12 protein-coding genes are annotated in these 12571 nt (G+C 67.0%); 9 read left to right on the forward strand and 3 right to left on the reverse strand.

What is annotated here, in order from left to right; translation table 11 throughout:
* Positions 1 to 12 precede the first annotated feature (12 nt).
* From KBW95_RS07315 to KBW95_RS07325, 3 genes are read left to right on the forward strand one after another with little or no spacing between them, the layout of a single operon-like run.
* Complete coding sequence (locus KBW95_RS07315; RefSeq protein ID WP_211524419.1) at positions 13 to 1533, forward strand: Do family serine endopeptidase; 1521 nt, start codon at positions 13 to 15, stop codon at positions 1531 to 1533.
* Between the two features lie 46 nt (positions 1534 to 1579).
* Entirely contained in the window at positions 1580 to 2242 is a 663-nt protein-coding gene (locus KBW95_RS07320; RefSeq protein ID WP_211524418.1) for a response regulator transcription factor, read from the forward strand.
* Complete coding sequence (locus tag KBW95_RS07325; RefSeq protein ID WP_211524417.1) at positions 2239 to 3579, forward strand: ATP-binding protein; 1341 nt, start codon at positions 2239 to 2241, stop codon at positions 3577 to 3579. The genes KBW95_RS07320 and KBW95_RS07325 overlap by 4 nt, the downstream gene beginning before the upstream one ends.
* Here the strand turns inward: KBW95_RS07325 and KBW95_RS07330 are convergent, their stop codons facing one another.
* A complete protein-coding gene (locus tag KBW95_RS07330; RefSeq protein WP_211524416.1) occupies positions 3580 to 3885 on the reverse strand; it encodes a hypothetical protein in 306 nt (101 codons plus the stop codon).
* 250 nt (positions 3886 to 4135) lie between these two features.
* Between KBW95_RS07330 and KBW95_RS07335 the strand changes: the two genes are divergently transcribed.
* From KBW95_RS07335 to KBW95_RS07360, 6 genes are all read left to right on the forward strand, one after another.
* Positions 4136 to 5266, forward strand: a complete 1131-nt coding sequence (locus KBW95_RS07335) for a branched-chain amino acid ABC transporter substrate-binding protein (protein ID WP_211524415.1) — start codon at positions 4136 to 4138, stop codon at positions 5264 to 5266.
* Positions 5267 to 5312: 46 nt separating this feature from the next.
* Entirely contained in the window at positions 5313 to 6224 is a 912-nt protein-coding gene (locus KBW95_RS07340; protein WP_211524414.1) for a LysR family transcriptional regulator, read from the forward strand.
* A 132-nt stretch (positions 6225 to 6356) separates the two neighbouring features.
* A complete protein-coding gene (locus KBW95_RS07345) occupies positions 6357 to 7094 on the forward strand; it encodes an SDR family NAD(P)-dependent oxidoreductase (protein WP_211524413.1) in 738 nt (245 codons plus the stop codon).
* A gap of 16 nt (positions 7095 to 7110) precedes the next feature.
* A complete protein-coding gene (locus KBW95_RS07350; protein ID WP_211524412.1) occupies positions 7111 to 7335 on the forward strand; it encodes a 2-hydroxymuconate tautomerase family protein in 225 nt (74 codons plus the stop codon).
* A gap of 211 nt (positions 7336 to 7546) precedes the next feature.
* Positions 7547 to 9886, forward strand: a complete 2340-nt coding sequence (locus tag KBW95_RS24790; protein WP_211527851.1) for a family 43 glycosylhydrolase — start codon at positions 7547 to 7549, stop codon at positions 9884 to 9886.
* A 27-nt stretch (positions 9887 to 9913) separates the two neighbouring features.
* Positions 9914 to 10468 (forward strand): PEP-CTERM sorting domain-containing protein, encoded by a 555-nt coding sequence (locus KBW95_RS07360; protein WP_211524410.1) that lies wholly within the window; start codon positions 9914 to 9916, stop codon positions 10466 to 10468.
* Here KBW95_RS07360 and hisC read toward each other — a convergent pair.
* Together hisC and KBW95_RS07370 are read right to left on the reverse strand one after the other, a co-directional pair.
* Positions 10454 to 11524, reverse strand: a complete 1071-nt coding sequence (gene hisC, locus KBW95_RS07365; RefSeq protein WP_211527852.1) for a histidinol-phosphate transaminase — start codon at positions 11522 to 11524, stop codon at positions 10454 to 10456. The two genes, KBW95_RS07360 and hisC, sit on opposite strands and share 15 nt — an antisense overlap.
* A 64-nt stretch (positions 11525 to 11588) precedes the next feature.
* Positions 11589 to 12473 carry an aspartyl protease family protein gene (locus KBW95_RS07370; protein ID WP_211524408.1) on the reverse strand — a complete coding sequence of 295 codons (885 nt, stop codon included), beginning with the start codon at positions 12471 to 12473 and terminating at the stop codon, positions 11589 to 11591.
* Positions 12474 to 12571 lie beyond the last annotated feature (98 nt).

Raw genomic sequence — 12571 nt, forward strand, 5'->3', positions numbered from 1 at the left:
AGGAGCTCATACATGTCTAACGAACCTGCCATCACCGCCAAACGCCTGACCCTGGCCCTGTGTGCCGCGGGCGTCATTGGCGGAGCGGTTGGTGCCATTGCGGTCAACCACAACAACGTTGCAGCCGAGACTGCGCCTGCCGCAGCCGCCCCCGCGCCGGCCGCCGCGCCCGCGCCTGCCGCTGCAGTGGCCGCCCCTGCGGCGACGGTGACGCTTCCTGATTTCACGCGCATCGCTGCGCAAAACGGCAAGGCCGTGGTCAACATCCGTGTCAGCGGCACCAGCCGCGCCGCCAACCGCGGCGCCATGCCGCGCATGGACCCGAGCCATCCGTTCTACGAGTTTTTCCGGCAGTTCCAGGACCCGCGCTACGGTGGTGGCGGCGGTCGTGAAGCGCCGGTCGTTTTCGGCGCCGGATCGGGCTTCATTGTCAGCCCGGACGGCGTCATCCTGACCAACGCCCACGTCGTGCAAGGCGCCGACGAAGTCACCGTCAAGCTGCAGGACCGCCGCGAATTCCGCGCCAAGGTCCTGGGCTCGGACCCGAAGACCGACGTGGCCGTGCTGAAGATCGACGCCAAGAACCTGCCGGTGGTGCCGGTCGGCAGATCGCGTTCGCTGCTGGTGGGCGAGTGGGTGCTGGCCATCGGTTCGCCGTATGGCCTGGAAAGCACCGTCACCGCCGGCGTGGTGAGCGCCACCGGCCGCTCGCTGCCGGACGGCGCCGTGCCCTTCATCCAGACCGACGTCGCCGTCAACCCCGGCAACTCGGGCGGCCCGCTGTTCAACACCCGCGGCGAAGTGGTCGGCATCAACTCGCAGATCTACAGCCAGACCGGCGGCTACCAGGGCCTGTCGTTCTCGATCCCGATCGACGTCGCGGTGCGCATCAAGGACCAGATCGTCGCCACCGGCAAGGTGCAGCACGCCAAGCTGGGCGTGAGCGTGCAGGAAGTCGGCCAGGGCTTCGCCGATTCCTTCCGCCTCGAATCGCCGGAAGGCGCCCTGGTCTCGAGCGTCGAGCGCGGCGGCCCGGCCGAGCGCGCCGGCCTGAAGTCGGGCGACGTGATCCGCCGCGTGAACGGCCAGTCCATCGTGTCCTCGGGCGACCTGCCGGGCATCATCGCCCTGGCCAAGCCGGGCGAACGCGTGAGCCTCGACGTCTGGCGCGACGGCAAGCTGGTGCGCGTCGATGCGACGCTCGGCGACGCCAGCGAGAAGGGCAAGCGCCCGCAGGAAGAGCTGGCCGCGGATGTGCAGGACAACAGCGCCAAGCTGGGCCTGGCCCTGCGTCCGCTCGAACCGATCGAGCGCCGCCAGAGCGGCATCGCCTCCGGCCTCGTGATCGAGGACGCCTCGGGCGCCGCCGCCGTGGCGGGCATCGAGCCGGGCGACGTACTTATTTCAGTCAACGGTCGCGCGGTGAACTCCGTCGACCAGGTCCGCGACGTGGTGGCGAAAGCCAGCAAGTCTGTGGCCTTGCTGATCCAGCGCGGGAGTGACAGAATCTTCATTCCGGTGCGGATCGGTTAAGGAAGCGTAGCGTCCTCGACCTGCTGGTTTCAAGAACGGGGAATTCATGCGGCTATTGCTGGTGGAAGACGATACGATGATCGGCGAAGTAGTGCTCGACCTGTTAAGGGCCGAGCACTACGCCGTCGACTGGGTCAAGGACGGCGAAATGGCCGACACGGCCCTGATGCAGAACCAGAACTACGACCTGGTCCTGCTCGACCTTGGGCTCCCGCGCAAGGACGGGCTGGACGTGCTGCGGTCCATGCGCTCCCGCAAGGACCGCACCCCGGTGCTGGTCGCCACCGCGCGCGACTCGGTGGCCCAGCGCATCGCCGGCCTCGACGCCGGCGCCGACGACTACGTCCTCAAACCCTACGATCTCGACGAACTGCTGGCGCGCATCCGCGCGCTGCTGCGCCGCGCCGCCGGGCGCGCCGAACCCATCTTCGAATACAAGAACATCTCGGTCAACCCCGCCACCCGCGAGGTGCTGGTCGACGGCACGCAGGTAGCGCTGTCGGCGCGCGAATGGGCGGTGCTGGAAGCCCTGGTCGCTCGTCCCGGCGCCGTGCTGTCGCGCGCCCAGCTCGAGGAAAAGCTGTACAGCTGGCGCGACGAAGTCTCCAGCAACGCGGTCGAGGTCTACATCCACGGCCTGCGCAAGAAGCTGGGCAGCGACCTGATTCAGAACGTGCGCGGCGTGGGCTACATGGTCCCGAAGGCATGAAGGTCACCCATTCGCTCCGGGGCCGCCTGCTGTGGTTCCTGCTGGCGGCCATCACGATCGCGGCGCTGGCCCAGGCATCCATCGCCTACCGCACGGCCCTGCACGACGCCGACCAGATCTTCGACTACCACATGCAGCAAATGGCGCTCTCGCTGCGCTCGGGCACGCCCTTGTCGAACACCGAGGTGCAGGAGCGCATGGAAGCCAACAGCGAAAGCGGCGGCAACGACGACATGGTGGTGCAGATGTGGTCTCCGGACGGGGTCCAGATGTTCCACAGCGTCTCGCGCGCGCGCCTGCCGCAGCGTGCGGTGCTGGGCTTTTCCAACGTGAAGGCCAACGGCACCGTCTACCGCGTGTTCTCGATCCAGACCGCGAACCAGACCGTGCAGGTGGCCCAGGACCTGGCCGTGCGCCGCAACATGGCGGGCAACCTGGCGCTGCGCACCCTGGGGCCGATCGCGGTGATGATGCCGATCCTGATGCTGGTGGTGTGGTGGGTGGTGAGCGGATCGCTCGAGCCGGTGGCGCGGGTGCGCTCGCAGGTGGCCTCGCGCCAGGCGGACGACTTGTCGCCGGTATCGGAAGCTGGCTTGCCGGACGAGGTGCGTCCGCTGGTGCAGGAACTGAACCTGCTGTTCGGACGCGTGAAGACCGCCTTCGACGCCCAGCAGAATTTCGTGGCCGACGCCGCGCACGAGCTGCGCACGCCGCTGGCCGCGCTGCGCCTGCAGGCGCAAAGCCTGGACCGCGCCGATAACGCCGACGCGCGCAAGCTCGCGGTGGCGCGCCTGACGGCCGGCATCGACCGCGCCACGCGCCTGGTCGAACAGCTGCTGGTGCTGGCGCGCCAGGAAGCGACCGCCGCCAGCGGCGCCGCCTGCCGCCCGGTCGACCTGGCCGACCTGGCGCGCCGCACCGTGGCCGACCTGGCCGGCGTGGCCGCCGCCAAGGGCGTCGACGTGGGCGTGCAGCAGGCCGACCCGGCCAGTGTGGAAGGCCAGCCGGATGCGCTGCAGATCCTGCTGCGCAACCTGGTCGACAACGCCATCAAGTACACGCCCGCCGGCGGCACGGCCGATATCTCGGTGGTCGCCGAGGGCGCGGCGGTCAAGGTCACGGTGGAAGATAGCGGCCCGGGGATCCCGGAAGAGGAACGCGAAAGGGTGTTCGACCGCTTCTACCGCGTGGCCGGCAGCGAAGCCGCCGGCAGCGGCCTGGGCCTGGCCATCATCAAGGCCATCGCCGAACGCCACGGCGCCGCGCTCACGCTCGGCCGTTCCGAGCGATTGGGCGGACTGGCGGCCACGGTCGTCTTCAAGAAACAGGAAAGCTGATCAGCAGCCCAACTGGCGATGGCGCTTGCGTAGGCTGAGCAAGTCCTGGCGCAGCGATTCGATCACACCGGCGCCGGTGCTGCGCCGTTCCGCTTGTTCGCTCACCTGGATCGCATCCTGCAAGCCCCGGCATTCGCGCTTCGTGCGTGCGGAAACGGCGTGGCGGGGGCCTTGGATGGCGGCCGTGGGGCGGGGCGTCTTGCCCAGTACGGCGCCGGCACAGGGCTGGCCGTGGCGGCCAGCCTGCGCGCATGCGTCGGTGGCCGGGTCCAGCCCGGCGGCATGGACCGGCAGCGCGGTCGACAAAAACAGCAGGCCGCCGGCAAGCGCGCCGGCAGCCCTGATTCTGGCTGGGGTATCGATGGTGGTCTCCGTGGTACGTCGTTTTCTGCCTATTGCTGCCAGGGGCTGGCGTCTTTTGCGCCGATGAGCGCGGAGAATACAGCAGTTAGCAAGATGGCATTCTCACCAATTGTCACAAGCAGCACGCCCGTGCGGCAGCCGGTAGAATGGACGGTTTTGGCGCGCTAGCGCTAGCAGTGACAATGAGGATGCGATGAACAAGCAGGTAATGATGGTCGGCGCCCTGGCGGCGGCGGCTGGCATGGCGACGGCGCAGGAGGTGGTGAAGATCGGCCATGCGGCGGCCGTGACCGGGCCGGTGGCCTACTTCGGCAAGGACACCGAGAACGGCGCCCGCATGGCGGTGGAAGCGCTGAACGCGCGCGGCGTGAGCATCGGCGGCAAGAAGGTCACCTTCCAGCTGATGGCCGAGGACGACGGCGGCGACCCGAAGCAGGCCACCAGCGTGGCCCAGAAACTGGTCGACGCGAAGATCCATGGCATGGTCGGCCACGAGACCTCGGGCACCACGATCCCGGCCTCCAAGATCTACCACGCGGCCGGCATCCCGCAAATCTCGCCCTCGTCGACTTCGCCGAAGTACACCCAGCAGGGCTTCAACACCACCTTCCGCGTGGTGGCCAACGACGTGCAGCTGGGCCAGGCGCTGGGCCGCTACGCCCTCGACGGCATGAAGGCGAAGCGCGTGGCGGTGGTCGACGACCGCACCGCCTACGGCCAGGGCCTGGTGACCGAATTCTCGCGCAGCCTGCAGAAGCAGGGCGGCAGCGTGGTGGCGCGCGAGTTCACCCACGACAAGGCGACCGACTTCTCGGCCATCATCACCCGCATCCGCGCCAGCAAGCCGGACCTGGTCTTCTTCGGCGGCATGAGCGCGACCGCCGGCCCCATGCTGCGCCAGATGAAGCAGCTCGGCATGAACGTGCGCATGATGGGCGGCGACGGCATCTGCTCGGACGAGATCCACAAGCTCTCCGGCGGCACCATGGCGGACGGCCAGGTGGTGTGCGCGGAAGCGGGCGGCGTGCAGGGCGAGGCCAAGGCCGGCATGGACAAATTCCGGGCGGATTACAAGAAGCGCTTCGGCATCGACGTGCAGATCAACGCGCCTTACGCCTACGACGCCGTGATGGTCATGGCGGAGGCCATGGTCAAGGCCGGGTCGTCCGCGCCGGCCAAGTACCTGCCGGTGCTGGCCAGCATCCAGTACAAAGGCGTGACCGGTCCGATCGCTTTCGATGCGAAGGGCGACATCCGCGACGGCACCATCACCCTGTATGGCTTCAAGGGCGGCAAGCGCAGCGTCCTCACGGTGACCAAATGAGCCCCGGCGGGTATCATCGGCAGCATGAACTCCATGGCATGAACCGATGACCCGCCAATTCGACGACATCCTCCTGGGCAGCATCGAGCTGTTCTGCTCCACGGCAGAACTGGGCAGTTTCACGGCCGCGGCGACGGCGGCGGGCGTCACCCCGGCGGCGGTGAGCCGCGCCATCTCGCGCCTGGAAGCGCGCCTGGACGTGCGCCTGTTCGTGCGCACCACGCGCACCCTGCACCTGACCGAAGCGGGACGCGAGTACTACGAACAGTGCCGCGCGGCGCTCGCTCAATTGGTGGAGGCCGAGCGCATGGTCACCGGGCGCCAGAGCGCGCCCTCCGGCCTGCTGCGCATCAGCCTTCCTACGCCCTACGGCCACTACCGGGTGCTGCCGCTGTTGCCCGAGTTCACGCGCCGCTATCCGGACGTGCGCATCGAATTCCACCTCAGTAACCGCAACGTCGACTTTGGCGACGAAGGCTTCGACCTGGCGATCCGCGGCCGCACGCCGCCCGATTCCACCATGATCTCCCGCCAGCTGGAAGACGCCGAACTGGTGGTGGTCGCCTCTCCGGATTACCTGGAGCGCGCCGGCACGCCCGATTCTCTGGAGGCGCTGCGCGCCCACAACTGCATCCAGTTCGCCTTGCCCAGCAACGGGCGCAACATCCCCTGGCTGTTCCGCGACGGCGGCGCGGACATCGAGCTGCCCACAAACGGCCTGTATGGCTGCGCCGGGGACATCCTTGGCGCGGTAACGCTGGCGCGCGCCGGCGGCGGCGTGTTCCAGACCTACCGCTTCATCGTCGAAGACGACCTGAGGGCAGGGCGGCTGGTCGAACTGCTGCCGCGATACGGCGGGCGCTCGCGGCCCTTCTGCCTGCTCTATCCGCATGCGCGCCACGTGGCCCTGCGCGTGCGCGCCTTCGTCGACTTCCTGGTCGAGCAGCTGAGAGGCTAGGCGATTCATTACATCGTGTATCGATTGTATTACTGCCGATCACCTTTTTCCGGCGGTGCGGACTTCCTATAGTTCAGGCCATGGACGGCGCAACGACGCTGCTGTCCACACCACCGAACAAAGGAGCGCATCATGCAAGCAGCAAACCGTACCGTCGTCATCACTGGCGCATCGAGCGGCATCGGCCTGGCCCTGGCCGCGGCCTATCTCGAACGCGGCTACAACGTGGTGGGCAACGCCCGCAGCGCCGAGCGCCTGGAGCAGGCGAGGGCCAGCCTGGGCAAGCCGCAGAACTTCCTCGGCGTGGCCGGCGACATCGCCGAACCCGCAACCGCCGAGGCCCTGTTCGCGGCGGCCTCGGACCGCTTCGGCAAGGCCGACATCCTGATCAACAATGCCGGCATCTTCACCGCCAAGCCCTTCGCCGCCTACACGCCGGACGATGTGGAGCGCCTGGTGGCGACCAACCTGATGGGCTTCTTCTACCCGTCGCAGCAGGCCGCCACGCACATGGCGGCGCACGGCGGCGGCCACATCGTCAACATCACGGCCAGCATCGCGCTGCAACCCAATGCCAGGGTGCCGGCCGCGCTGCCGGTGCTGGTCAAGGGTGGCCTGAACGCCGCGACCCGCGCGCTGGCGCTGGAGCTGGCCCCGCAGAACATCAAGGTATCCGCCGTCGCGCCGGGGATCATCGACACGCCGATGCACGACAGCGGCTTCCACGACTTCCTGCGCACCCTGCAGCCGACCGGCCAGCTCGGCAAGGTGGACGACATTGTCGACGCGGTGCTGTACCTGACCGACGCCAGCTTCGCCACCGGCGTGGTGCTGAACGTGGACGGCGGCGCCACCGCCGGCACCTGGTAAACGCAAGGAGAACGCCATGCCTTATATCCTGATCCAGGTCACCGACGAAGGCGTGACCAGGCAGCAGAAGGAAGCGCTGATCGCGGGCGCCACGGACCTCATGAAGGAGGTGCTGGACAAGGACCCGGCATCGACTTTCGTCGTGATCGACGAAGTGAACACCGATAACTGGGGCGTGGGCGGCGAAGCCGTCACCAGGCTGCGCCAGCGCCAGGCGGCGGCGCGCGGCGGCGCCAAGTAAGCCTGCGCTGACGGCGCGCGGGGATCGATACCGATATCGGTATCGATCCCCGTTTTAATGTGATTTGTCGAAAATATAAAAACTCTTCATTCTGTCCATTCACCGTACATACCCAGGACGGCCGTGCCAGACGCGCCGCAGGGAACGTGCGTCCTGCGATCCGGCAGGCGCAACGACGATAACGCAAACGATAACAAGACGGAGACACGCAATGAAGAAGCCATTCTCTCTATGGGGAATAGGGGCGCTATTGGCCTCGTCCCTCCTGTCCCTCGACGCCGCCGCCCAGGCAGGCTACACGCCGGTCAGCTTCACCAACGCCTCGGTCCACGATCCTTCCATCGTCAAGGTCGGCGACACCTTCTATGTGTTCGGCTCGCACCTGGCGGCGGCCAAGACCAAGGACCTGATGAACTGGCAGCAGATCACCAGCAGCGTCAGCGCCACCAATCCGCTGTTCCTGAACGGCTCGGCCAACGTGTTCACCGAGCTGTCCGAGGCCTTCAGCTGGGCCCAGTCGAACACCCTGTGGGCGGCCGACGTGCGCCAGCTCGCGGACGGCAAGTTCTACATGTACTACAACGCCTGCAAGGGCGATTCGCCCCGTTCGGCGCTGGGGATCGCGGTCGCCGACCGCATCGAGGGTCCGTATGTCGACAAGGGCCTCATCCTGCAGTCCGGCATGTGGGGACAGGCCAGCCCCGACGGCAGCATCTACGACGCCCTGAAGCACCCGAACACGGTGGACCCGCACGTCTTCCCGGACAACGCCGGCCGGCTGTGGATGATCTACGGCTCCTACTCGGGCGGCATCTTCATCATGCAGATGAACCCCTCGAACGGCATGCCGCTGCCGGGCCAGGGCTATGGCAAGCGCCTGATCGGCGGCAACCACAGCCGCATCGAAGGCGCCTTCGTGCTGTACAGCCCCGCCACGTCCTACTACTACATGTTCACCTCCTTCGGCGGGCTGGATGCGACCGGCGGCTACAACATGCGCGTGGCGCGTTCGCTCAATCCCGACGGTCCCTACCTGGACGCCCAGGGCAACAACATGGCGAACGTGAAGTCCGACCCGGCCAAGCCGCTGTTCGACGACGCCTCGATCGCACCCTACGGCGTCAAGCTGATGGGCAGCTTCCTGTTCGACCGCAAGCTGGGCGAAACGGGCACGGGCATCGGCACCGGCTACGTCTCGCCGGGCCACAACTCGGCCTATTACGACGCCGCCACCGGCCGCCACTTCCTGGTGTTCCATGCGCGCTTCCCCGAGCGCGGCGAACAGCACGAGGTGCGCACCCACCAGATGTTCATGAATGCGGACGGCTGGCCGGTCGTGACGCCTTACCGCTTCGCCAACGAAAAGCTGGCCGCCGTGCGGCGCGAGTTCGTGGTAGGCGACTACCTGCTGGTCAACCACGGCAAGGACATCTCCGCCACCATCAAGAAGGCGCAGCCGATCACCTTGAGTTCCACCGGCGCCGTGACCGGGGCGGCGAGCGGCAGCTGGACGCTGGTTGGCAGCAACCAGGTCGAGCTGCAGCTGGGCGGCGTTCCCTACAAGGGCGTGCTGGTCAGCCAATGGGACGAGACCTCGAAGACCTATGTGATGACCTTCTCGGCCCTGTCGCGCGACGGCGTGAGCGTGATGGGCAGCCGCCTGGTCCCGCGCACCGATGCGCAGGTGGCCAGCGCCATCTACAACGAGCTTAGCCTGGGCAATACCTCGGCCGTCACGGCCAACCTGAACCTGCCGACCAGCGGCGCGCGCGGCGCCACCATCGCCTGGACCTCGTCCAATCCGGCGGTGGTCAGCAATACCGGCGTGGTGAGCGCTTCGCCCAATGGCGACGTGACGCTCACGCTCACCGCACGCATCACCAAGGGCACTGCCAGCATGCTGAAGACCTTCACCGTCACCGTGCGCAAGGCAGGCGGCCTGCTGGCGCACTATGCGTTCGACGGCAACCTGTTCGATTCGAATGGCGTGTTCGCGCCGGCCAGCGTAACCGGCAGCCGCATCGATGTCGCCGGCGGCAGCCTGGGATACGAAGCGGGCGTGAAGGGCAATGCCGCCGTGTTCGATGGCGCCAGCGGCGTCCGCCTGCCCAATGGCCTGATCTCCTCCAACAACTACACGGTGGCGCTCTGGCTCAAGCCGGCGCAGCTGACGGCCTTCACCACCACCTTCTTCGGCGCGCGCACCACGGACTCGTGGATCAGCCTCCTGCCGAAAGGCCACGACTTCGTCGGCGGCGCCAGCATGCTGTGGTCGGGCACGGCCTGGTACGACGCCGGGCTGGGGATGAATATCCCGGTCGGCCGCTGGTCGCACCTGGCCTTCACGGTGAAGAACGGCGCGGTCAATGTCTATGTGGATGGCGTGAAGAAGTTCAGCGGCGTGAACTTCCCGAACGTGTTCACCACCGCCACCGGCGTGTTCGCGCTGGGCGTGAACTGGTGGGATACGCCCTACAAGGGCTCGATGGACGACCTGCGCATCTACGGCACCGCATTGACCGATGCCGACGTGGCGGCCCTGGCCCGCTGATCCTGACTGAATCTCGAGGAAGACAACATGAAGAACACCATTCTCTCCCTGGCGCTGCTGCTTGCGTCGTTCGGCGCATCCGCCGGCGTGATCGGTTTCGACGACCTGCCGGGCGATGAAACCCAGGCGGTGGCCAATGGCTACCAGGGCTTCGACTGGGACAACGTCGGCGTGATCCGGGCCGACGCCTATCCGGGCAGCGGCTATGAAACGGGGACGGTCTCGTTCGCGAACACCGCCTTCAACCGTGACGGCGCGCCGGCCGCGATCTCCAGGGCCGGCGGCTTCAACTTCGTGGGCGCGTACTTCACTTCCGCCTGGCTGGAGCAGGAGATCTCGTTCGAGGGCTGGCGCAATGGCCAGCTGCTGTTCACCACGGATGTCTCGTATGTGATCGATACGCTGGCGCCGCAGTGGGTACAGCTGGGATGGAACGGCATCGATACGCTGGTGATCTACAACAGCAGCCCGACGCCGTGGGCGATGGACGATTTCACCGTCCCTGAGCCGGCATCGCTGGCGCTGTTCGGCGCCGCGCTGGCAGGCTTGCTCGTGTCGCGCAGGCGTTCAAGCCAGGCTTGATGCGGTGATGTCTTCCAGCGCCGCCACGAGCTGCGCGCATTCCTCGTCGGTGCCGATGCTGATGCGCAGGTAGTTGTCGATCCCGGGCGACTTGAAATGGCGTACCAGGATGGCGCGTTCGCGCAATGCCTGGGCCAGGTCGCCTGCACGGTGTTGGGAATGGCGCGCGAACACGAAGTTCGTGGCCGAAGGCAGCACGTCGAAACCCAGGGTGCGCAGGCGTTCCGCCTGGCGCTCGCGCGTCGCCATCACCTGGGCGCGCCGGGCCTGGAAATAGTCTTCGTCTTCCAGCGACGCGACGGCGCCGGCGATTTCCAGATGTCCCAGCGGGTAGGAGTTGAAGCTGTCCTTCACCCGATTCAGTCCTTCGATCAAGTGCGGCTGGCCGAAGGCGGCGCCGACGCGCAGGCCGGCCAGCGCGCGCGACTTGGAGAAGGTGTGCACCACCAGCAGGTTGGGATAATCGCGGATCAGCGAAACGGCGGATTCCGCGCCGAAGTCGACATAGGCCTCGTCCACCAGCACGACGCGGTCGGGCTGCGCGCGCAGGATGCGCTTCACCTCGTCCAGGGTCAGCGCGATGCCGGTCGGCGCGTTCGGGTTGGCGATCACCACGCCGCCGCAGGGCGCGCCGTACTGGCCGGGATCGATCCGCATGTCCTCGTCCAGGGGCACCAGCCGGGCCTCGATGCCGTAGAGGCGGCAATAGACCTGGTAGAAGCTGTAGCTCACCGCCGGCATCAGGAGGGGAGCGTCCTGGACGAAGAAGGCATGGAAGGCATGGGCCAGGACTTCGTCGGAGCCGTTGCCGACGAAGACCTCGTCCGTCCCCACGCCGTGATAGGCGGCGAGGGCCTGCGTGAGCCGGATCGCTTGCGGATCGGGATAAAGGCGCAGGCGGTCGGCGCCAGCCGCCTCGATGGCGGCCATCACCTTGGGCGAGGGCGGATAAGGATTTTCGTTGGTGTTCAGCTTGATCATGCGCTCGATCCGGGGCTGCTCGCCCGGTACGTAAGGCGTCAGCTTGCCTACGTGAGGACTCCAGAATGTGTTCATCGGCTTGCGGGTTGAGCACTATGCGGAACTGTCGACTATAGCAGAGCCTCCGCAAGTCCGTTTGTCAGGGGCATAGCGCGATGCTGCGCGAGCGCTGGTCGATCATGACCGTGTAATTGCGCAGAACGTGCGCGCCGACGAGCAGCTCGGGAAAACGCTCGGAGACGCGCACCTCCACGTCCTTGATGCTGGCGGCGCCGATCCTGAACGGGCCGGGCACGACGGCGCGCATGGTGTCGATCCGCGTATTGGTCAGCGTGCCTTGCCCGGCCAGCTCCAGCGGGCCCTTGCCGACCTTGTCGTAGAGGGCTTGCGGCATCACGAAGCTGACGTTGGCCCCGGTGTCCAGGTTCCCCTCGGTCCGGATCGAGCCAATGGAGACAGGCACGCGGAAAGCGCGCTCGTACTTGAGGATGTGCTCTCCCGCCGCAGGCAGCGACAGCGTGCGGCTGAAGGCCAGGGTCTTGTTCGGGTAGTCCAGGATCAGCAAGCCGTCCGCAAAGAACTCGCGTCCGACGATGCCGTGGAAGGCGGCGCCGGCCGGCATGCGGCCGCTGTAGTTGCGGGTGATGACATCGAGTCCCTTGCGCGACAGGCCGCCCAGTTCGAGCGCGTCCAGGTGCACGGTATCGACCTGCGCGGCCTGCACGCCGTCCGAGGCCTCGGCTTTTCCTTGCGGCTTCAAATTCAGCGTGGAGACCAGGCTCGCATCCGCGCGTCCCAGGCCGCTCGCTCCGGTATCGATGGCGAAGCGGAACGGGCCGCGGTCATTGACCCTGGCTTGCACATAGATCCGTCCGTCGACGACCTCGAACGGAATCCGCATGACGAAGTTCTCAGGCGCCATACTGGCCAGCCGGCAGGCGTCCGGCGAGGGAGTGGAGGCGCTGGCCCAGGTGCTCAGGCAGGACAGGCACAGGCTGAAGAGGATGCGCGCGGACGTAGGCATGTGACTTCTCCGTGGAAGAAAATGCCAGTGTCCTTGCCGGCGGGGCTGGATGCATCCGCTTTCCGACGAATCGCCGCAGCGGGCGACGAAAGCCGGGG

This window comes from Massilia sp. ZL223 (assembly GCF_018119395.1).
GTDB lineage: Bacteria > Pseudomonadota > Gammaproteobacteria > Burkholderiales > Burkholderiaceae_D > Telluria.